Annotated in this window: 19 protein-coding genes, 1 tRNA gene and 1 pseudogene; 4 read left to right on the top strand and 17 right to left on the bottom strand. The window is 59.8% G+C overall.

Annotation, left to right across the window (positions count from 1 at the left end; all coding sequences use genetic code 11):
• Positions 1–165 precede the first annotated feature (165 nt).
• Both QNI87_RS14495 and QNI87_RS14490 read right to left on the bottom strand, forming a co-directional pair.
• Positions 166–480: a DUF1905 domain-containing protein gene (locus QNI87_RS14495; RefSeq protein ID WP_300597811.1), complete on the bottom strand. Its 315-nt coding sequence runs from the start codon at positions 478–480 to the stop codon at positions 166–168.
• Complete coding sequence (locus tag QNI87_RS14490) at positions 477–1667, bottom strand: peptidylprolyl isomerase (protein WP_300597809.1); 1191 nt, start codon at positions 1665–1667, stop codon at positions 477–479. Before QNI87_RS14490 ends, QNI87_RS14495 begins: the two co-directional genes overlap by 4 nt.
• Before the next feature lie 297 nt (positions 1668–1964).
• On the opposite strand from QNI87_RS14490, the gene QNI87_RS14485 reads away from it, so the two are divergent.
• Positions 1965–2055: transfer RNA gene (locus QNI87_RS14485), tRNA-Ser, on the top strand.
• A 144-nt stretch (positions 2056–2199) separates the two neighbouring features.
• Positions 2200–3045 carry an inositol monophosphatase gene (locus QNI87_RS14480; protein WP_300597807.1) on the top strand — a complete coding sequence of 282 codons (846 nt, stop codon included), beginning with the start codon at positions 2200–2202 and terminating at the stop codon, positions 3043–3045.
• On the opposite strand, the gene kdsA is transcribed toward QNI87_RS14480, so the two are convergent.
• From kdsA to QNI87_RS14460, 4 genes are read right to left on the bottom strand one after another with little or no spacing between them, the layout of a single operon-like run.
• On the bottom strand, positions 3018–3866 hold the full coding sequence (kdsA, locus tag QNI87_RS14475; RefSeq protein ID WP_300597804.1) for a 3-deoxy-8-phosphooctulonate synthase: 849 nt from the start codon (positions 3864–3866) through the stop codon (positions 3018–3020). The two genes, QNI87_RS14480 and kdsA, sit on opposite strands and share 28 nt — an antisense overlap.
• A gap of 12 nt (positions 3867–3878) precedes the next feature.
• The gene (locus QNI87_RS14470; protein WP_300597802.1) at positions 3879–5189 is read right to left on the bottom strand and encodes a hypothetical protein; all 1311 of its coding nucleotides are present in this window, start codon (positions 5187–5189) and stop codon (positions 3879–3881) included.
• A 3-nt stretch (positions 5190–5192) separates the two neighbouring features.
• Positions 5193–6182 (bottom strand): KpsF/GutQ family sugar-phosphate isomerase, encoded by a 990-nt coding sequence (locus tag QNI87_RS14465; RefSeq protein WP_300597800.1) that lies wholly within the window; start codon positions 6180–6182, stop codon positions 5193–5195.
• The gene (locus tag QNI87_RS14460) at positions 6179–7357 is read right to left on the bottom strand and encodes a hypothetical protein (protein WP_300597798.1); all 1179 of its coding nucleotides are present in this window, start codon (positions 7355–7357) and stop codon (positions 6179–6181) included. Before QNI87_RS14460 ends, QNI87_RS14465 begins: the two co-directional genes overlap by 4 nt.
• Positions 7358–7672: 315 nt before the next feature.
• Between QNI87_RS14460 and QNI87_RS14455 the strand changes: the two genes are divergently transcribed.
• Positions 7673–8221, top strand: coding sequence for a TylF/MycF/NovP-related O-methyltransferase (locus QNI87_RS14455; RefSeq protein WP_300597986.1), 549 nt, complete (start codon positions 7673–7675; stop codon positions 8219–8221).
• A 99-nt stretch (positions 8222–8320) separates the two neighbouring features.
• Here QNI87_RS14455 and QNI87_RS14450 read toward each other — a convergent pair.
• From QNI87_RS14450 to QNI87_RS14400, 11 genes and pseudogenes are all read right to left on the bottom strand, one after another.
• Positions 8321–8437: pseudogene (locus tag QNI87_RS14450) on the bottom strand (IS3 family transposase); the annotation flags it as partial.
• Positions 8438–8535: 98 nt separating this feature from the next.
• Complete coding sequence (locus tag QNI87_RS14445; RefSeq protein ID WP_300597796.1) at positions 8536–10923, bottom strand: TonB-dependent receptor; 2388 nt, start codon at positions 10921–10923, stop codon at positions 8536–8538.
• Positions 10924–11080: 157 nt separating this feature from the next.
• Positions 11081–12826 (bottom strand): FAD-dependent monooxygenase, encoded by a 1746-nt coding sequence (locus tag QNI87_RS14440; RefSeq protein ID WP_300597794.1) that lies wholly within the window; start codon positions 12824–12826, stop codon positions 11081–11083.
• Between the two features lie 279 nt (positions 12827–13105).
• Positions 13106–13630 (bottom strand): redoxin domain-containing protein, encoded by a 525-nt coding sequence (locus QNI87_RS14435; protein ID WP_300597792.1) that lies wholly within the window; start codon positions 13628–13630, stop codon positions 13106–13108.
• A gap of 11 nt (positions 13631–13641) precedes the next feature.
• Positions 13642–14271: a CoA transferase subunit B gene (locus QNI87_RS14430; RefSeq protein ID WP_300597790.1), complete on the bottom strand. Its 630-nt coding sequence runs from the start codon at positions 14269–14271 to the stop codon at positions 13642–13644.
• Positions 14268–14975: a CoA transferase subunit A gene (locus QNI87_RS14425; RefSeq protein ID WP_300597788.1), complete on the bottom strand. Its 708-nt coding sequence runs from the start codon at positions 14973–14975 to the stop codon at positions 14268–14270. Before QNI87_RS14425 ends, QNI87_RS14430 begins: the two co-directional genes overlap by 4 nt.
• The gene (nrtS, locus tag QNI87_RS14420) at positions 14972–15229 is read right to left on the bottom strand and encodes a nitrate/nitrite transporter NrtS (RefSeq protein WP_300597786.1); all 258 of its coding nucleotides are present in this window, start codon (positions 15227–15229) and stop codon (positions 14972–14974) included. The genes QNI87_RS14425 and nrtS overlap by 4 nt, the downstream gene beginning before the upstream one ends.
• A 108-nt stretch (positions 15230–15337) precedes the next feature.
• Positions 15338–16402: a maleylacetate reductase gene (locus QNI87_RS14415; RefSeq protein WP_366146193.1), complete on the bottom strand. Its 1065-nt coding sequence runs from the start codon at positions 16400–16402 to the stop codon at positions 15338–15340.
• A complete protein-coding gene (locus QNI87_RS14410; RefSeq protein ID WP_300597784.1) occupies positions 16399–17094 on the bottom strand; it encodes a dienelactone hydrolase family protein in 696 nt (231 codons plus the stop codon). Before QNI87_RS14410 ends, QNI87_RS14415 begins: the two co-directional genes overlap by 4 nt.
• Positions 17095–17169: 75 nt before the next feature.
• Positions 17170–17955, bottom strand: coding sequence for a dioxygenase (locus QNI87_RS14405; protein WP_300597782.1), 786 nt, complete (start codon positions 17953–17955; stop codon positions 17170–17172).
• Between the two features lie 157 nt (positions 17956–18112).
• Positions 18113–19027 carry a LysR substrate-binding domain-containing protein gene (locus tag QNI87_RS14400; RefSeq protein ID WP_300597780.1) on the bottom strand — a complete coding sequence of 305 codons (915 nt, stop codon included), beginning with the start codon at positions 19025–19027 and terminating at the stop codon, positions 18113–18115.
• A 158-nt stretch (positions 19028–19185) separates the two neighbouring features.
• Between QNI87_RS14400 and QNI87_RS14395 the strand changes: the two genes are divergently transcribed.
• Entirely contained in the window at positions 19186–20343 is a 1158-nt protein-coding gene (locus QNI87_RS14395) for a muconate/chloromuconate family cycloisomerase (RefSeq protein ID WP_300597778.1), read from the top strand.
• The last annotated feature ends 9 nt before the right edge of the window (positions 20344–20352 follow it).

The following is a 20352-nucleotide window of genomic DNA, read 5'->3' as shown; positions in this document are numbered from 1 at the left end:
TCCTCGTGAAGCGGTGCGTTTGTGTGGCAGGGCGCCGGGGCTCGTCCGCGCGGCTTTGGACCTGCCTGTAAGACCAATCGCCCGGTTGGGGATGCGTTCCGAGCGGGTCATGCCTGGCCGAGCGGGTCATGCCTGGCCGAGCGGGTCCTGCCTGGGATGGGCGCGCTAGAGTGACAGGAGGACTTCGATCCGATCGTCAGCGCTGAGCCCCTCGGCCCGCATCACCTTTTTCGAGACGAGCAGGACCCACTCGGATTGCTGTTTCTGCGGGAAGACACTGGTCCGCCACTGGGTGTCGCCAATCCGAGCGGTGAGCTTGACCGAGCCAAACCCGCGCTGCCGACCAAACTCCATCCGGTGAAGCGCTGCGTGGGTGGCCAGCGCCTCGGCCGCATCGCCCGCAAAGGTCACGAGGTGATAGGTTCCGCGATCCCCCTGCCAGCGCTTGAGGGGAAGGGTGGCGGTGACGCTTTCGGTCACTCTTTGTCCGCATCCTCGATCGCGCGCACCGGGACCGGGATATTGCAGATATCCGCGCCGCCAGCGGGCACGATGAAGAACGGATCGCGGCGATTGGCCCGCGCTTCGGCGTAGCGGGCGAAGGTTCCGCTTTCGGTCGAGAGATATTCGAATTGCGGGCGCGCGCCTTCGGGCAGGTCACTGGCTACCCGGATTGAGAGGATCGGCGTGCGCTTGTCGGCTTCTTCCGCAGTGTAGAAGCCCAAGGCTCCCGAGCCACGCGGCAACGAGGATAAGTGCTCCATCCCGTCGATAATGCGCCCGACTAGCGCGATATTGCGATCGAGGTGCCGGGGCGCGTGGCCGATCACCGTGTAAAGCTCTGCCCCCGTGCCGGTGTCGGGCGAGTAGTTCCGGCCAACGCCGACCATACCGTAGCAGTGGACGGGCCACACCGATGTCAGCGCGTTCTCGGCGACCCTGCGGGCGGCTTCCGCCTCATCAGCGCTCAACGCGCCAAAGACCGGCAAATCGGCAACGATCTCAAGGTCTGCGATCAGACGCTCGGCCACGGCTTTGGGGATGACGATCTCGCCAGCAGTGGCGGTGTAGGCGCTGCCAAAGCCGACCGGCCATCCTTTCAGGAAGCCAGCGTATTCGGCATAGGCTTCGAACGAGCGCTTCTCGGCGCCACTCTGGCGCGGGGCGCGCGGCGCGTCGCTGGCATTTAGGATTGCACCGCGTTCCAGCGCCTCGCTCAATTCTGTGATATCGCCCCAGCCGTTTTGGACCGCGACATATTCGCCCTCGCGCATCGTGCGAAGGGTGTCCGGCAGCGGCTTGGCGTTCCCGCCGCTCTCTGGGTTGTCATAGTTGGGATCGCCCCATTGGACCACGTAATTGTCCTGCACCCGGTTGACGCTGATCCCGTCATACCATTGCGCGCGGGCGAGGGTGCGGATGTTTTCCACCCAACCTTGCGAGAAGGGCGGCGGCATCAACTGGATGATGACTTTGCGTTCATTCCCGTCTGCATCGGGCGCCAGCGTCATGACCAGCAGGTCTTCAGGCGCAATAACGCTCCAATCCCCTTGCGGCGCCGTCTTTATGATCTCGGCGGGAGACGGGGCGGCCGTGGCGACTTCGTCCTGCGCAAAAGCAGGAAACGCGATCATAAGGGCGGCGGCGGTCAGGACTACTTCTTTCATGAAAAGCACAATAGCCGCCTGATGCGCTCACACAAAAGCCCCTTTCCACGCGTTTTCAGGGGCGGAAAGAGGCTCTTGTGACAGCGTTCGCAGGGAATGCCATTCCGCGCAGCGCCGTCCAATGCGACTCCTATACCATGTTTAGCGCGCAATGCCCAACGCGGCTTGGTCATGCGCCTTGCGAAGCCATCGTTTCGAAGCTAGACGCGCCGCTTCGCGCTTACGCTCTTGAACAAAAAGCAGGGGTGCGGACAATCTTGTCGTTAAGCGGCGAAGCGGTGGGACGGACAAGAACGCGGAGCAGTGGCCGAGTGGTCGAAGGCGCACGCCTGGAAAGTGTGTATACGGCAACCCCGTATCGAGGGTTCGAATCCCTCCTGCTCCGCCACCCACCCGCGTAACCCGTCTCTCGCTTCAGGTGCACCGCTCAAGCCAGCGGAGCAGGTGGCCTAGTATTCAAACTGGCTTGTGCGTCTTGGGGCTCGTAATACGATACATGGATGCGCCTCTTCGCCATTCAAAGCTCCCCCGAGTGACCGTGTCCGAGGATCAGAATGTGGGCGCATTGCATGACGCCGCTGGTGGCTTGTCGCAAGGCATCGCCAAGGTGTTGCGGACCGCCGCCGAGCAAAGCGTCATGCCGCGTTTTCGGCGCTTGGCTGCGGGTGAGATAGAAGAAAAAGCCCCGGGCGAATTGGTGACCGTGGCAGACCGCGAAGCTGAGCGCATTATACAGAGTGGCTTGAAGACGCTCTGCCCGAGCGCTCGATTTGTGGGAGAGGAGGCCGCATCGGCCAATCCGGCACTGCTCGATGATCTCGGCAAGGGCGAGGTCTGGATCGTCGATCCGATTGATGGAACAGCCAACTACGCAGCCGGACGGTCGCCCTTTGCCTTGATGGCAGCGCTGTTGGTCGATGGGGCTATTGTTGCATCGGCTATTCTCGATCCGGTGAGGGATCAGCTCACAATCGCAGAGCGCGGAGCCGGAGCTTGGTTGGACGGTCAACGGATCAAGGCCGATGAAGACCCCCGGGATCTTGCAGATACAACCGGGATTGTGAGCGCGTTCCAACGGCCCGCCCTCATGGAGTCTCGGATCAGAAGTTTGTCAGCGCGCTGCGCGCAGATCGCCGGGACCCAGCGCTGTGCAGGCCATGAATACCCGCTGGTTGCGGCTGGCGCCTACGATTTTGCGCTCTATTGGCGCAGTCTGCCATGGGATCACGCGCCTGGAGCGCTCGTCATCCAAGCCGCTGGCGGGAAGATCGCGCGCCTTGACGGCTCCCCCTATCGCCCGGCCGATCCAAGCGGTCCGGTCCTGCTCGCCCGGTCGCCGGAAATATGGGATCAGCTTGCCGCGCTGCTGGCGCAGTGACGTTGGCGCTTGGCGAGCTCGTCAAACGCTTTCAGGTCTTCCAGCAGCGCGGGCAATTGCGCCAGAGGCACCATGTTGGGGCCATCGCTGGGCGCTGTTTCGGGGGCTTCATGGGTCTCGATAAAAACCGCTGCGACGCCCACGGCAATTGCTGCTCTGGCAAGCGTTGCGACGAATTCGCGCTGCCCGCCTGAGCGCTCGCCTTGCCCGCCAGGTTGCTGCACCGAATGCGTCGCGTCAAAGACGATAGGCAGGCCCGTGCGAGCCATAATCGGCAGTGCGCGAAAATCGTTGATAAGCGTGTTGTAGCCAAAGCTGGTTCCGCGCTCGCACAGCAGAACCCGCTCATTCCCGGTGCTCAGGATCTTGGCAGCGACATTGGTCATGTCCCATGGCGCAAGAAATTGCCCCTTCTTCACGTTGATCGCGCGACCCGTCTTCCCGGCGGCAATGAGCAAGTCGGTTTGCCTGCACAGAAAGGCGGGAATTTGCAGAACATCAACGACTTCGGCCACCGGCGCGCATTGGGATACTTCATGCACATCGGTGATGACGGGACAGCCCAAGCTTTCGCGCAGTTCGGCAAAGACATCGAGCGCTTTTGCAAGGCCAAGCCCGCGCGGCGAATGGATCGATGTGCGATTGCCTTTGTCAAAGGAGGACTTGTAGATCAGTCCGATACCGAGATTGTTACAAATCTCGCTAAGGCCCGTAGCCATTTCCAGCGCGTGATCCCGGCTTTCCATGGCGCAAGGGCCTGCGATCAAGGTGAAGGGCTGGTCATTGCCAAGCTGAAGTGATCCGATCGCGACGCTTTTCACGGTCGGCCTCCCCTAGAATGAGCCGAACTGCTTGAGGATGGCATCGACGTCCATTCCCCGCGCAGCGCTTATTCTGATGCGCGCCTCATTGCCGATGACATCCCAAGCGGCGGCTTCGATCTCAGGCCATCTTGCGCGCGGGACAACGACAAGCCCGTCTTCATCGCCAAACACGACATCGCCATTGGCTATGGGAACATCGCCGATCTGTATCGGGCGGTTCATTGCCCGCATCGTGCCTTCGAATTTGATGTCATCGCAATGGCTGCCACGCGCATAGACCGGGAGGCCCAGCGCCCGAACATCCGCGGAATCGCGCGTATAAGCGTCAATCACCGCACCCACAGCGCCTGAGCGCACGGCGAGATTGGCGTTAAGATCGCCGAAATAGGCGTGCGTGGGCACTTCGCTCGCGACCACAATGACATCGCCCTGGCGCACGAACTGGTAGGAGCCGAGAGCCTTGTAGATGCCCTTCCAACTGGCTTCATCATCGTCAGACGCAATCGCGGCCAACTCCAGCGTTTTGGCCCGTCCGAGCACTTTGCCCGGACTGGTCGGCTTTAAACGCGAGGGCAGAACGGCTTTTAGCCCGACTTCCTTCGCAATGTCGGCAAGCACAGTGGATGAAAGGTGTGGCATCGCTGCCTTGAAACGCAGAGCCTCTGTGGATCGCTGCCCGGCGGCAATCGTTTCAGCGAAAACCAGATCCTGCGGCGTATTCAGGTCAATCTGCTCAATCGGATCAAGCTCGAACAGGATCGGTCTATTGCCAAAGCGCCGGGTTGGCGGGCAGCCGTTTCGCGAGTTGCGCACAATGTAGAGGCTCATCGCCTCGATGACGGTTTCCGGCAGGTCGATGCTGTTGGGGATACGGCTCGCGCCATAGCTCGGCATGCCTGCTGCCCAGCAATACTGCTTTGTTCGATGGACCGCGACCAGGCTGTCGGCTTGTGGGTCCGCCAGTAACGCGTCAACGGCCCGCGTGATGGTATCGGCGCTGATGAACGGGGCGGTGCACAAAAGCTGGATCCAAAGATCAGCATCAGGGCGCTGAGCGCATTCCCAGGCAAAGATCTCGTGCCCGTCGGCGGCATTGCGGGCGAGCTCCACCGGGCGCTTGAGCCAGGACACCGGCAAATCCTGCGCCAGCTCAGCCATGTTCTGCGCTTCGGTGTCGAGGCACACTTCGCTGATATGCGGGCAGTCAAGCGCTTGGCGCAGCTTGCGTTTGAAAAGGTGTTCACCGTCAATGATCGCAAGGTTCTTGCCCTTAACGCGCTCACTGGTGCCTTTGGCCGGGATGAATGCGACAGTCTTCATCGGTCAGAGCTGCAAGTCGCTGGCATGGAGCAGGCCTTTGAGGCGCCGTTTGTCATCGATGACGGGAAGAACGAGCCAATCAGTCTTTGAGGCCTTGCGCAGCGCCAGGACTTCGCCAAGCGTCGCTTTATGATCGATAGCTTGCGGGTCGGTCTGCATGAGTTCTTGCGCGGTAACCTCGGCTATCTTGGGCCCTGCCAAGAGGTGCCGCCGTATGTCACCATCGACCACCAGACCCAGTAGCGTGGTGTCGCTGTCAATGACACAGGCTGCGCCCATGCGTTTGGCGGACATCACCGCCAGCAGGTCAAGCAGATCGGTGGAAGCGTCCACCATGGGACAAGCGTCTCCCTGACGCATTAGCGTGGTGACAGGGATCATCTGGCGGCCAAGCAGCCCGGCGGGGTGATGACGCAAAAACCCTTCGCGCGTGAATCCGCGTATCCGGCTAACCGCCACGGCCAGCGCATCGCCAATCGCCAGATGCAGCGTGGTGCTCGATGTCGGAGCCATGCCGATATGATCCGCCTCGCTTTCGATCTCAGCCAGAACGAGGTGATCAACCCCCCGGGCGAGCTGGGAATTGCGCCGACCGACAATCCCCAAAAGCGTGCATTCGCGTGACCTGAGTTGCGGCAGGATGCGCGTGATTTCTTCCGTCGAACCACTGTTGGACACCAGCACCACCGCGCTGCGGGGCTGGACGATGCCCAAGTCTCCGTGGGCCGCTTCGGCTGCATTAAGGTAGAATGCAGCGATACCAAGGCTGGAAAAGGTCGCGGCAAGTTTGGCGGCGATGTGTCCCGATTTGCCAATCCCGGTGAAGATGACGGGCTGATCCTGCATCGCCAGCATGAAAAGCGCATCTGCAATGCCCGGCTGACGCGAACGCAGGAAAGCGCAAAGCGCGTCTCGTTCCTGCGCGATCACCTGGTAAAACCAGGTTTCGGGATCGGCCCTGTGAGCCGCCTTGATGCCGGTCAGCGCGTTCATGGCACAGCTTTCGGCCAGTCGATCGAAAGCTGTGCGAAATTGTCCGCCCAGCGATCGGGATCGACCGGCGTGCTGATCCGCTCGATCAGGTCAGCGCCGGATAGCTGCGGAGCATTAAGATTGATCAGATTGTTCGCGGCATGAAAAGCAAACCATACTTTGGCATCCTTCTGCGCAGGTCGTTGGAGAGTGCCTGTTTCATAGTCGGCAAGGAAGTCTTCGATCGCATCATACACATTCAGCCACGCCCCTGTCCGGAACCGCGAACGCCTGACAATCGGTGAGCCATGAAAACCGGCCAACGCGTAGACTTTCGAGTCCATCAAGAAGACGCCGTCTGCCGCGCCAATCAGGAAGTCGGTTGTCCGGCCGCCCAAAGGTGTTTCCTGCGGAAACATGCGCATGCACCATGACCGCGCTTCGACCGCTTCGTTGAGAGGCTCATTGTCCACGTAGAGTTCGTTGAGCGGATGATTGGTCAGCGCAAAGAAAATGCGCTCCCCGAACCTTTGCGCAAGGTCTTCCAAGAGCTCCACATTCGACAGCGCATCTATCCGATGCATCGTATAGAAATTTTCCTCATGCTCATATTCAAGCGGGAGAAAGAGGACGGGCCTGTCGCCTGGAAACGCGGACCATTTGCAAAGATAGTCGCGCTGGGCCTGGTCCAGCACACAGGTTTGCAAAAGCTTGGACCAGAACGGCTCGATCAGGTCTTCGAGCGCTGCGACCTGCTGACACTCAAGCTCAGGCATCGATCCATGATCAAAAAGCGAGTGGCTGAATTGCAGGATATCGGACGGCAGAGAGAGCGGATCGGCGGCGCCTTCGGTGATGTGGCGCACGATCCCCGGGAAGGCTTTGATCGTTTCAACATCAGCGCTGCGGCACAAGACAATGTCGGGGTCGAGCGACTGAACGAACGAGATGATCCCTTCCCGCTCGGCAGGGTCTGTGCGCATTGAGGGGTGCTTCTGATCGTTTACGATATGCCAGCGAATATCGGGCATATGCGCGCACAGTTGCACTTCGCGCAGGCTCAAGCCGGTGCCTTGCCAGAGCTCAGGGGCCAGAATGTGGACCTCATTGTCCTGATACAGCTTTGAGATCAGCGGCGTAATTATGCTTTCGAACCACCACGGCGTGATCACCGGCAAATAGAACAAAACGCGCATTCTCGTATCGACCTCTTGCTCAAGAACCCACGGTACGGGCGCTCTTGGCGCGAAGGGCTAGGACGAAGCCGTTTTCTACTCCTTGACCATTAACTCTCGGGTTGACGCCTAAGTGATAGTGCGGAGTGCGGTGCGGCCAAACGGGGCTATGGATGTTCGGCAATAGGCGCGAGGAGCGTTGCTCTGTCTGACGATCATCTTCATTATCGGCCCGATCTTGATGGCGATCCCTATGAAGCGGAGAACGCGTTCTATCTGCTTAGCCATCCGGGGCGGATCGCAAAGCTGCTCGCGCATTACGAACTCTATCAGATGGTGAGGCACTTGCCTGGCGCCATCATCGAAGCGGGTGTCTACAAGGGCGCTTCCCTGATGCGCTTTGCCACCTTTCGCGATACGCTTGAGACATCCTACAGCCGCTCAATTATCGGATTCGATGCCTTTGGCTCTTTTCCGAAAAACGCTGTTGAAGGCGCAAGCGATCAGGCCTTTATCGACCGGTTCGAAGGAGCTGGCGGGCCAGGGATCGCGGAAGCGCAACTCGCCCGATTGATCGCTGACAAGGGGTTTGACAACGTCCAGCTGATCGCAGGTGATATCTTTGAGACACTTCCGCAGTATCTTGAAGGCCATCCCGAAACCCGGATCGCCCTTCTGCACCTTGACCTTGATGTATATGAACCCACCGCCTTCGTGCTCGACAAGCTGGTGCCTCGCATGGTTCATGGCGGACTGATTGTCTTTGATGATTATGGCGCTGTGGACGGTGCGACCCGGGCGGCCGATGCGATCTGTCGGCAATTGGGCGCACCCCTTGCCAAACTGCCGCACTATCAAGTGCCGGCCTTTCTCAAAGTAAGCTAGCTGCCCTAGCCCGTTAGGGCGCTCCACCGGTCAAGTTAGGCTTTCTGCGGTTATGGTCTCCCAGCGCGGCGAGGCAAGATCGGCAGTGGGACTGGTGACTAGCCGTTCGTCCCTGAGCTTACTGTCGAAGCCTTTATTGTAGCCATTCTCCCACGGTGATCCCGGCTCGATCTAGAGCGTCTTGTCACCGATCCGGCCTAGCCAATCGCGCACGGCATGGACCGGGCCAGGGGGAGGGCGCTCTTTGTCTAACGCAGACGAGTTGGCGTTAGTCTGACAGCACCCATCCCTGGCCGGCGCTCATGCCTTTGCCCTTAGAAACGCACCCCGATCCGAACCATGATCTCACGCGGCTCGTTCGGCGTAATGAAGGTGCCTGGCCCGGCCAGCAGGCCCCACGCAAGCACGTGTTCTTCCGTCAGGTTTCGACCGATGAGCGAGACGGAGAAAGTTTCGCTTGGGTCGGTTACGGTCAGGTTGGCGTTGAGCGTCGCGTAATCGTCCTGACGCAGCTCATCGACATATTCGAGTTCCACGAAATACTCGCTTGAGAAACTGACATCACCGCGCGCCGAAAGGTCCCAGCCGCCAATAATGTCAGGCTGGTCGAACGCGACGAAGGCAACGCCCTTCCATTCCGGCGCGAAGATAAGCGGGAGATCGGCGTAGTTGCACGAGGTGATGCCTGTGTCCGGATCGGTTTCAAGCGTACCGCCAATGCTCGGGCAATCTTCCGATGCGCCCGGGAAATCGTCATAAGTTGCGTTGGTGTAGGCGATATTGCCGCCAATCGTGACGGTGTCGGTCACTTCCAGGCTGGTGTCGAACTCGACGCCCCAACTGGTCGCTTCGGCCGCGTTCTGCACTTGAAACTGCGTCGAGAATTGGCCGGGAATGGCGCGAGCCACTTGCAAGTCTTCCACCATCATATAGAAGGCGGCGAGATTGGTCTGAAGTCGACCGTCGAAGAACGTGCCTTTTGCGCCGATTTCGAACGCGGTGTTGAGTTCGTCGTTGAATTCGCTGATCTCTAGATTGCCATTCAGGTCGACTTCGGGCCGGTCCGAAAAGCCACCGGTCTTGTGGCCCTGGGAAACCGACGCGAACACCATGAAATCGGGATCGGGCTCCCAACGCAGCGTGAAAGACGGTGTGAAGCGATCCTCACTCCGGCTTAGTTCGGGCGTGAAATCACCGGGCTCCTGCCCTGCGGTTGCGCGCTCGGCCGCCGGATCGGCTCCGTACTCGCCCACACGGCGGAAGAACGTGAAGTCCTTTTCTTCATACGACCAGCGTCCACCAAAAATCGCCGACCACTCTTCACTGAAGCGCCAGCGCAACTGGCCAAAGAGCGCAAACGTGGTGGTGTCCTGCGCCCAATCCTCGATAAGCGATTCCACTGGGCCCCCACCAAAGAACGTGGCGACATCCGTGTCGTCGTATTGCAGGCGGACAACCTCGCTGCTTTCGAAATAGGCCCCCGCGATGAAGTCGAAGGTTTCGAATTCCTCGGATGTCAGGCGCAATTCCTGCGTGAAGCCTTCATATTCCTCATCGCGCGTGGCGCGCAGGCCGCCACCAGCGACACCGCCTTCAACCGCCACGAACTGGTGGAAAAACTCCACGGTCTGAAAGGCCGTGACGGATGTGAGCGTGCCAAGCCCTTCGAAATCGTGATTGATCTCCAGCGTGACGTTATAGGTGTCCTGGTCCCTGTTAGGGCAGAACGTTTCTCCTTGAAGCTCCGCTGTGCAATCGTAGTCGCTCTTCCAGTCCCGATCGTAGCTGAAATCGGGTGAGAAGCGCTGGTAGAAACTTTCCGGCACAGGCTGGCCCGCTTGCGGACCGCCCGGGAAAACCGAACTGGTGACCTCCGATGGGGTCTGCCCCTCTTCATCGAAGGTGTAGAACTCGCCCTTGAGATCGACTGTCGTCAGGTCGCCGACATCCCACCGAAGCTTGCCGCGGATCGCGAAGTCTTCGCGCGTGCCTCCATCCGGACCTTCCAGGCGGTTTTCAATGTAGCCATCGCGATCGCGATAGGTAACCGCGACCCGTCCGGCGAGCGTGTCGGACAGCGGTCCAGAAAGGAACGCCTCGCCTCCAAAAGTGCCGCCGACGGTGCTGTAATCGCTCCAGAACAGGTCAGCGCCGCCTTCAAATGTGCGGGTAGGGTCTTGCGTGTTGATGATCACGGCACCGGCGATCGTGTTCTTTCCGAACAGCGTGCCTTGAGGGCCGCGCAAAACCTCGACATTGCCTACATCGAACAGCGGATGAAGGTTGATGGCGGCGCGGCCGATGAAGACCTCGTCGACAAAGCGCCCGACCGATTGCTCAACCGAGTGCGTGGTGCCCGAACCGATGCCGCGAACGTAAAGGTTGGGCAGAATGCTCGCGTCGGAAAACTCGAAGTTGGGCACGTAAAGCGAGATGTCGGCGATATCGATCGAGCCCGTTTCCTGAATGAGCTGGGCGTCGATCGAGGAAACCGAAACGGGAACGTCCTGAATGCTTTCCGCGCGCCGAGTGGCGGTGACGACGATGTTGCTGTCGGGTTCAGGCTCGGCCTCGGTCTGTGGAGCAGAGGCCGACATATCGTTCGCGCTGTCCTGTGCCGATGCTTGGGTCGCCATCAGCGGCCCCATCGCGAGGAACAGCCCACTGCCTGCAAGAAGGCTTGCCTTGAAAGTGCCGGTCATAACATTCTCCCTGTTGCGCTGCTTCGAGCGCTCTTCCTTGTGGTCCCCCGTCGATGAGCAGCAGCGCCGCGATCTGGGCGCTGCGTGCACTCGAAGTGCCCAATATTGGCGGCGGAACTGCCACCGCGAATGGAGCGGCCGGCTCTGCGGATTTAGGTCAGCTCCGGCCCAGAACCTTTTTCATCGCGGCCGCGAAGTCGTCCGGGCTCGAACTCTCCCAGCGATGCGCACGCCACGCAATATGATGATCGGGTCGGACAAGCAGAGCGCCGCTTTCCTCGATTTCGCGAACGCGAGACCACTCGCCGTAAATGTCTTGCACCTCGCGCATGGGGCCGATCACAACGACCCGGATATCGATGCCGAGCTCTTCCCCGACGGTTTGCGCGGCTTTCGCCCAGCCTTCGCCTGCAATACCGGTGAGGATTGTGAACTGGGTTCCGCCGCACAGATAGAGAAGGGATGTGCGCACGCCTTCAACCGTAACCCATGCATGCGGCAATCGGGCACCGGGGTAGGTCGTCTGCTCGACAAACACTTCCGGGTCGCCCGCGTAACCGGGATCTTCGTCCGGGTTGGCAAGCACCGCATCGGACACATAGCGATGCTGCAACTCGATGCCCGGATTGTCATACACATCGCGTGTGTTGAACACCGCAGCGCTGACCGCTGCCCGCTTGGCTTCCCCTTCGGGTGTGCCGTCGCCAATGGACATGAGCGCTGCCTTCATGTCGTCGGGGGTCTTCGCTTTGTCGAGGCCGATAGCACCGGCAATGCCGAAGAACGTGCTGATGCAGCGATTGGCGCCGTTCACAATCTGTTTGGCGACCGGCGCTCGTTCGGCGGAATAGCTTTCCAAGAGGGTGGGGCCGGCCTGGCCTTTGACAACCATCGCCAGTTTCCAGCCAAGATTGAAGCCGTCCTGGATCGAGGTGTTCGAGCCCAGACCCTTGGTTGGTGGGTGACGGTGTACAGCGTCACCCATGCAAAAGACACGGCCTTTGCTCAGTTGGGTCGCGTAGACGTCGTTCACCGTCCAGAAGGAGATGGAATCGATCGATACCGGAACACTGTCGTCTCCGATCAGGTTGTGAACGACCTGAACCGCCTTTTCTTCGTCGACATCGGGGCGGCCAACTTCAAGATCGTAGCCCCAAATGGCCAGCCACCGGTTCCACGGCCTCACCATGCGCACCACGCCCATGCCAAGCCCGCCGACATCGGATCCGTCTTGCATAATCCAGTAGAGGACGCTCGGGCGGTGCGCGACGAAACGGGACAGATCCGCGTCGAACACGATATTCATCGAGCCCTCTTTCGCATGCACCCCTTCAAGCGGCAGATCAGCCACTTCGGCCACGCGTGAATTGGCTCCGTCGGCCCCCACGAGGAACTGGCAGCGAACATCGAATTCTTCGCCGGTCAGTCTGTGACGCAGCTTTGCCGTCACGCCCTTATCGTCTTGGGTGTAATCGAGCAGTTCGGTGTGAAAGTGCACTTGGGCGCCTTCATGCGCTGCGGTGCCAAGGAGGGTCGGCTCCATGTAATTCTGGGTGATGTCCCAGTTCACCTCGGGGCTCGCGACCGCGTAGTTATGCGCCTGGTCGACGGCCGTGCCCCAAGTCTGAATGCGGCCGATTTCAAGGCCTGCAAGGCTGGTGCAGTAGGTGTTCTCACCCATCAGATCGTTTGGCACTGCGTGCTTCAGGGCTTCGTCCTTCGCGCCCAGATCATGCAGCACTTCCATCGTGCGGGGATTGGTTATGTGGGCGCGCGGTGTCCGCGAGGTCCAGCCATATTTGTTAATCACCAGCGGCTTGAGACCATGACGAGCGAGACTTAAAGCCGTTGCCGATCCCGCCGGGCCGGTGCCCACGACGAGGACGTCACATTCGATTGTCACTGCCACTCACCCCTTTAGATTATTGGCCGCCCAGGGCCGCCATCGGTCACTGAATGGAGCCTGCCATTGATACCTTCCAATACTTTGTGAAGGTACAATCCATACCATTTTTGAAAGTCGGGCGGGCCAACGAGCCACTGAAAAGCGATATCTGCACGCTTCACGGGCGTTGGGCGCAGGCCAACGGCGGCGTGTCACACAGGCTGGAACGCGCCGATCAGCAGCCATTTGCATGGTCGCTCGCCAAGCCCGCTTCTTCACGCGGGAGGAGTTGGTGATTTAAAGCGCTCCGCCTCGCGGCGGGTAATTGCGGGCATTCATTGCATCGAGACCCTCCAATATATCGGAGGCGTGCACCCGGTTGAACGGGTTCGTGCCATAGATGGCCGAGTAAATCTCGCGCGATCCGGGACGCACCATGATAATGGCCGGCTCGCTGAAGCGGCGCGGTTCGCGCTCATTGATCGCGTCGGTCAGGTAGAGCCCCCATGTGCGCGCCTGGTCTTCGGTGAGACCATAGCCCACATTCATGCCCTCGAGGACCCATTGTTCGCGGGCCGCTTCTCCGCGCTCGCGAGAGTCCATTGACACAGCGATGACGCTGACACCGCGATCTGAGAAACGCGCAAGCTTGTTCTTCACATCGATTATGTGGAGCTTGCATCGCGGGCAATGCAAACCACGATAAAAGTCGATCATGACGAGCGATCCCTCGCCCTCATCCGCCAGTGACCATCTTCCACCGCCGGCCAGCGCCACATCGAGTTCAGGCGCCACGGCTGTCGGACGCAATGTCTGGTGCATACCTACCTCCCTTACGTCTCGAGCGTGGCGCCGGTTTTGGCGCGCACCTCGTCCAGCGTCACGCCCGGTGCCAGTTCCACCAGCCTGAAGCTCTCCCCTGTCACGTCGAACACGCCAAGATCGGTGATGATCCTATCGACGCAGGCCTGGCCGGTTAGCGGCAGGGCGCATCGTTCGAGCAGTTTGGGCTCGCCCGCCTTGCTGACGTGATCGGTGATGACAACGACCCGCTTTACCCCGACGATAAGATCCATGGCGCCGCCCATGCCCTTCACCATCTTGCCCGGGATCATCCAGTTCGCGAGGTCCCCGTTCTGGGCGACTTCCATCGCGCCAAGGACCGCCAGGTCGATGTGGCCGCCACGGATCATCGCGAAACTGTCGGCTGATGAGAAATAGGACGTCTGCGGAAGCTCGGTGACGGTTTGCTTGCCCGCGTTAATCAGGTCAGGATCCTCGTCGCCCGGCAGCGGAAACGGCCCCATCGCCAGCATGCCGTTCTCGGATTGCAGCACCACTTCCATCTCATCCGGAATATGGTTGGCGACAAGCGTGGGAATGCCGATGCCAAGATTGACGTAGAAGCCATCTTCCAACTCGCCGGCAGCGCGCGCAGCCATTTGGTCTCTTGTCCAGCTCATGCCGCACTCGGTTCCCGATTGGTCACAAACTCGATCCGTTTCTCGACGACCGATTTGACGATCCGCTGGATATAGATCCCCGGCGTATGGATCGCGTCCGGATTGAGCTCACCGGCAGGCACAATCTCCTCGACCTCAACCACCGTCATCTCGGCGCAGGTTGCCATCATTGGATTGAAGTTGCGGGCGGTCTTGCGGAAAATCAGATTACCTTCGGTATCCGCGACCTGCGCGCGCACCAGCGCAAGATCGGCGCGAATACCACGTTCCTGAATATAGGTCTTGCCGTCGAACTCTGCGTGCACCTTACCCTCAGCGATCTGCGTGCCGACGCCTGTTCGCGTGTAGAAGGCCGGAATTCCGGCTCCACCTGCCCGCAGCCGTTCAGACATCGTGCCCTGCGGGCTGAATTCCAACTCGACCAGCCCGTCGAGATAGGCGCGTTCGAACGTCTTGTTGTTGCCGACATAGGAGGAAATCATCTTGGCGATCTGGCCGTGCTCAATCAGCTTGGCGAGACCGATTCCATCAACGCCAGCGTTGTTGGAGACCACCGTAAGGCCGCTGACCTTCGTATCCGAGAGCGCGTCAATCAGCGTTTCGGGCATGCCGCAAAGACCAAAGCCGCCGCAGGCGACCAACTGCCCGTCCCTGGCTGCGTCGGCCAGCGCGGTTTGCGCATCTGGAAACACCTTTTGCTTCATGACGGCTCCTCCACGGGTACGATCAAGCCTTTGCGATCGGCCTCCATTATGAACATTGCGGTCGAGTAGGAGCTGACCGAATAGGGCACCATGTAGGTGAGTATGATTTTCCACCAGGCCGGCCATTGACCGGCAAGGATTGTATCGGCGTGATTGAGCGCAACCAGCAGCGTCCCCACAACAAGCCCGACTTTGGCCGCCCGCGTAACGGTAACCTGCGCGGTTATGGCTGAAAGAAAAGTGCGGCTCGTCATAGTCCTACGTCGCGGCGCAGCGCGCGCTATCCGGCAGAGCGATCACGGCGCCCAAGCGTGCCCACTCTTTGTGATGAGCGGCGTAAGGCAAGGCAAGCGGCCCGCACGTCACTGGGGCCTCGTTCCCTCGAAAGCGTTTGCAAGAAGGGCGACCAGCGGTTCGCGTTCCAGCGGGCGTGGATTGAAGTAGGGATTTTCAAGCGTGATATCGACGGCCCGCTCGATGCAGTCCTTCGGCATGTCGAGCGCCTTGAGCGCGACGTCGACATCCGCTCGCTTGGCAATGTCGAACAAGTGCGATGCCGGGTTGTCCGCACCTGTCGCACGCCGCAGCCTTTCCATCGCTTGCGGCACGCAAGGCGCGTTATAGGCAAGCGCGTGCGGAAGAACGATTGTGTGAGTTTCAGCGTGTGGCAGACCAAAGCTTCCGCCGAGTACGTGACACAGCTTGTGATGGAGGGCGACCCCGCCAAGGCCCAGGCAAGTGGCGCACAGCCACGCGCCGTAAAGCGCGTCGGTTCGCGCGTCGATGTTGTCGGTTGCTCCGGCAGCGATGCGATCCAGAGCGCTGGAAAGGGCGCGGATCCCTTCTTCCGCCAGCAGACTCAGGATCGGATTGGCGTTCTGCGCATACATCGCCTCAACCGCATGCGCGATGGCATTCATCCCGCTCGTCACGCTCATTGCGCGAGGCAAGGTGAGTGTCAGGTCGACGTCGTAAATCACGGTCTCCGGCAAAACCTTGGGCGTCGTCTGGGTGTGTTTGCGATCATTCTCTGTCTGGCCGACGATGGCCGTCATTTCCGAACCGGCGTACGTTGTCGGGATAACCAATTGCGGCGCATTGTTGCGCAGCGCAATCGCCTTGCCGAGCCCGATTGTCGACCCTCCGCCAAAGGATATTACGCCATCGGCTTGAGCCGCCTCGTAGTGGGCAAGCGCCTCTTGAGTTACCGACACCGGCGTGTGCATCGCAGCTCCGGCGAAGTGACCAGCGGTTTCAACTCCCGCTTTTTCGATCGCCTCAGCCGCAGCTTTAGCCTGAAATTCCGTCGAAAGAACCAAGGGGCGTTTGACGCCAAGAAGCGCCAACTCCTCGACAATCTGCAAGATGGTGCCCGAACCGAATATCACCCTCGCCGGATTGGCGAGAAAAGTGAACGCCTCGATCACTTGGCGACCTGTTCAATATGGGAAAGCGCATCGCGGGCAATCGCATTCTTCGCCGCATCTTCGCTGTCAAGAAAGGGCAAGAAATTGTGACCGACACCATCATAAACCTTCAGGGTCATCGCCGGGACCGCCGCGTCCATCGATTTCAGCTTGGCGATGTTTTCCGGCCCCACGGACTCATCGCCAGCCCCCAACAGCATAGTGAAAGGGGTCGTGACGTCTTCAAGATAATCGAAAGGAACGGGCAGCGGGTCTTCGTTCGGCAATCCTTGCGGAAAGCCGTACAGACCAAGCAGGCTGACATCGACCCCTCGCCGGGCCAGCTCGAACACGTAAAGCCCCCCGAGGCAGAATCCGATGACCCCTTCGATGCTCTCGACAGTCAGGAACTGTTCGAAGCGATCGACGAAAGCCGTGTCAGCCACCTTGTTTCGACGGGCAAAGGCCGCCTCGCGCGTGACCTCCGGCAGCTCTCCGAGACCGGCGAAGGTGTCGATCAGAAAGACCTGCGCACCTTGCTGCGCCAGGTGGGTCGCTAGGCCGCGATAGAAATCGTTGCAGCCATAGATATCTGGCAGGATGGCCACGCGCGGACCACCGTCCGGACCGAAGACAAAGCCGTCCACCGCTCCCGAATAGGATGTCGGCTCGGCGGGGGTGGGAAAGGCAGCAACAGCGGCGCCGTGGCACATGGCAGAGCCTCCGGGTTTGGCAATAGAAGGGGAAACCGACCCGCGCTTGAAGGCGGGCCGGTCCTATCAGGTTGGTCAGGCAGCCTGCGCGGCGGGCGCCGCTTGCGGTTCTATAAAGAGGTCCGCCTCCAGAACGCGCTTTCCATCTTCCATCACGCGCGGGTACACGAACTGCTCAGGCACGATCCCCTCACAGCAATCCTTCGTGACCCACTCATCCTCTTCAAAATAGAGCTGAGTGATGAGGTCGCGGTAGCCAGGGTGGCGGACTTTCAAATGCACATGCGCTGGACGCCAGCTGTGGCGACCCATCATTTCAAGCAGCGCTCCAGTCGGCCCTTTGTGCGGGATCTGATACGGGACCGGCACGGTCGTTTCGACCTCGAAACGACCCTCGGCATCCGTGCGGATCTTACCCCGATAGTATTCGACCGGGATATTGTCGTGAATACCGCCATACTTGCCGTCTGGCGTCGAGCTCCACACGTCAATCAGCACATTTGCCATGGGGCTGCCATCGACGTCTTTGACCGAGCCGCGCACAATGAGCGGCTCATCGTCCGCATAGGCATCCATGGTCTTGATCTTGCCGTCAGTGATCTCTGGCGCGTTGTCGAGGAAGTAGGGGCCTTCCATGTCGGACGGAGAGGCCGCAGGGTGCGCGTTCTTGTTGATGACGCTCACGATCGCGGCGTTCATGAACACGTCAATAAACAGGGGCAACTCGCCCGCTTGCGCCGTTTTCATGATGTAGCCGATCGCGGCGCGATATTCTTCAAAGGTTACGTTCTCATCCCGAACCGCATCGCGTACCGCGTTGCTGATCGTCGTTACCACTTGGTCCAAACGGTTGTTCGCCATGCCATCTCTCCTCGACTAATAAAATATTGGCCGAAAAGTTATCTCAGCGTCACCGATACCGTCTAATACCTTTTATCTGACTCTGATATACGGCTGAGGTATGGGGCGATGGTGTGCGTTTGTCAGGAAACGCGCTCGGTTCGCGCAATGGTCAGGCTCAGGTCTGCAATCGGGCGCTCTCGGCAAAGTCCTCGGGCCGAAAATCACGCATAGCCGTCACAAATCGGCGCATGAGTGGGCTGGTGTCGGCGTGGCGGTAAATGATGCTGACCGGGCAATCGGCGCGCAGCGCATCAGGGTGCACAATCCGAACGCCATACCAATTCATGCCCACCATGGAATCGGGAACGAGGCAGGCCCCCTCTCCGATCGCGACCTGCATCAGGGCCGCGCGTCCATCTTCGGCCACAGCGCCGACGCGCGGTGAAACGCCTTCGCGCTTCAGAAGAGTGAGTGTCTCGTCAGCGAAGTTCGGTCGGCCTTCTGCCGGAAACAAAACCAGTGGCAGATCGCGAAACACCTCCACCCATTTCACGCCCGAAAGGTCGGCAGAGTAGCTTTCAGGCACACACAGCGAGATACCTTCAGCGACGATCTCTTCCACCACGAGGCCGGGTTCAGGCGAGTAGTACCGACCGAAGCCCACATGCAGGTCCCCTTGCTTCAGCGCTGCAACCTGTTCTGACTTGGACAAGCGTCGCAGCGAGAGTTCGACTTCGGGATTACGGGCCTTAAAGAGTCTTAGAATCTGGGGGACCAGCGAGTAGGAAACCGAGCCAAAATAGGCGATTTCGATGGCACCAAGCTCGCCGCGTTGGGCAGCGCGGACCCGCTCGGATGATCGTTCGATCGCCGCCAGGATTTCACGCGCATCGTCAAGAAACACTCGTCCTGCCTCGGTGAGTTCGGACCCCTTGCTCAGCCGCCTGAGAAGCTGGACTTCCAATTCCTCCTCCAGCTTGCGTATCTGCCGAGTGATGGGCGGCTGGGATACGTTGAGACGGCGCGCTGCCAGACCGAAATTCTGCTCCTCGGCTACGGCAACAAAGTATCGCAACTGGCGAATCTCCACGGACTTTCTCCTCTCGTGTCAGGCGATTTAATACCCTGAGCGTATGTTCAAAACCCTCGCTATACTCAAATGGTATCCATAATCCCGGATATTGGTATTTTACCTTCACGTGATTGGCGACCAAATCTGCTGCCGCATTACACGGAGGGAATGCCGAGATGAGTGGTCACGCGATCCATTCTGTCGAGACGATTATTGTGGATCTTCCTCTGCGCCGTGTTCAGCGTTTCGCCGCGATCGGGGCAGACGCGACCGCCGTGGTCCTGATCCTTGTTCGAACGGATACGGGGCTTACAGGGGTTGGCGAATGCTGCACGCCGTCAGGGCCTTGGTGGAGTGGGGAAAGCGTTGAATCGATCAAGCTCATGATCGACGATCACATTGCACCTCATATCATCGGCAAGAACGTCTTTGACGTTCGCGGCATCTTTCAAACCGTCAATCGCAAGCTTTTTGGCAACGCCTTCGCAAAAGCCGGTGTGGAGATGGCTCTGGTGGATTTGCAGGGCAAGATTGCAGGCGTGCCAGCGCATGACCTGCTCGGCGGCAAGCAACGCACTTCGATGCCGTGCTCCTGGCCACTCGCCACTGGAGACGCCGATCTTGAGATTGAGGAGGCCCACTCCTGGATAGAAAAGGGGATGTTCAACCTCTTCAAACTCAAGATGGGCTTCCTTCCAGCCGAGGACGACGTGGAACGAGCCTGCGCGATCGCGCGGGCCTTGGAAGGCAAGGCGAGCGTGCGCGCTGATCCCAATGAGAGCTGGGACGAGGCCACATGCAAATGGGCCCTGCCGCGCTTGGCCGATGCCGGCATCGCAATGATCGAGCAGCCCCTCGCGCGTTGGAACCTGGCGGGATCGGCGCGAATGACGCGGGCTACGCAGGCGGCGATCATGCTCGATGAAAGCGTTTCGAGTATGCAGGACATGATCGAGATCGGAAAGCTCCACGCCGCCGACGCAGTCTCGCTTAAAGTGATGAAGCACGGCGGACTGTACGCCAGTCGCCGGATTGCCGATCTCGCTCTTGCTTCGGGAGTGTCGCTGTACATGGGCACATTTCTTGAGTGCTCGGTCGGGACAGCGGCAAGTATGCAACTCGCCGTAACGCTGGAGACGCTCCCGTTCGGGGGTGAGTTGTCCGGTGCCAATCTCGTCTCGGAGGACATAGCCACAAGATGCGCGCGCTATGAAAACTTCGAATTGCAGCTTGAGGAGGGGGTTGGCCTTGCCGTTGAGATCGACGACGACAAGGTGAAGGCGCTGCGCCGCGACCGCACTTACTCTGTCCATCCGGTCGCCGCAGCGCGGTAAGGCAGCGCG

It is taken from the genome of Erythrobacter sp., assembly GCF_030066995.1.
Classification (GTDB): domain Bacteria; phylum Pseudomonadota; class Alphaproteobacteria; order Sphingomonadales; family Sphingomonadaceae; genus Erythrobacter.
The sequence above is the reverse complement of the archived record's forward strand: the minus strand, read 5'-3'. Positions and strand labels throughout refer to the sequence as shown.

Excerpts from the sequence above, each read along its gene's own strand:
- QNI87_RS14460 (WP_300597798.1), bottom strand. The coding sequence starts at position 7,357 with ATGCGCGTTTTGTTCTATTTGCCGGTGATCACGCCGTGGTGGTTCGAA.
- QNI87_RS14430 (WP_300597790.1), bottom strand. The coding sequence starts at position 14,271 with ATGAGCTGGACAAGAGACCAAATGGCTGCGCGCGCTGCCGGCGAGTTG.
- QNI87_RS14405 (WP_300597782.1), bottom strand. The coding sequence starts at position 17,955 with ATGGCGAACAACCGTTTGGACCAAGTGGTAACGACGATCAGCAACGCG.
- QNI87_RS14395 (WP_300597778.1), top strand. The coding sequence starts at position 19,186 with ATGAGTGGTCACGCGATCCATTCTGTCGAGACGATTATTGTGGATCTT.
- QNI87_RS14435 (WP_300597792.1), bottom strand. The coding sequence starts at position 13,630 with ATGCACCAGACATTGCGTCCGACAGCCGTGGCGCCTGAACTCGATGTG.
- nrtS (WP_300597786.1), bottom strand. The coding sequence starts at position 15,229 with ATGACGAGCCGCACTTTTCTTTCAGCCATAACCGCGCAGGTTACCGTT.
- QNI87_RS14465 (WP_300597800.1), bottom strand. The coding sequence starts at position 6,182 with ATGAACGCGCTGACCGGCATCAAGGCGGCTCACAGGGCCGATCCCGAA.
- QNI87_RS14445 (WP_300597796.1), bottom strand. The coding sequence starts at position 10,923 with ATGACCGGCACTTTCAAGGCAAGCCTTCTTGCAGGCAGTGGGCTGTTC.
- QNI87_RS14410 (WP_300597784.1), bottom strand. The coding sequence starts at position 17,094 with ATGTGCCACGGCGCCGCTGTTGCTGCCTTTCCCACCCCCGCCGAGCCG.
- QNI87_RS14470 (WP_300597802.1), bottom strand. The coding sequence starts at position 5,189 with ATGAAGACTGTCGCATTCATCCCGGCCAAAGGCACCAGTGAGCGCGTT.
- QNI87_RS14490 (WP_300597809.1), bottom strand. The coding sequence starts at position 1,667 with ATGAAAGAAGTAGTCCTGACCGCCGCCGCCCTTATGATCGCGTTTCCT.
- QNI87_RS14425 (WP_300597788.1), bottom strand. The coding sequence starts at position 14,975 with ATGAAGCAAAAGGTGTTTCCAGATGCGCAAACCGCGCTGGCCGACGCA.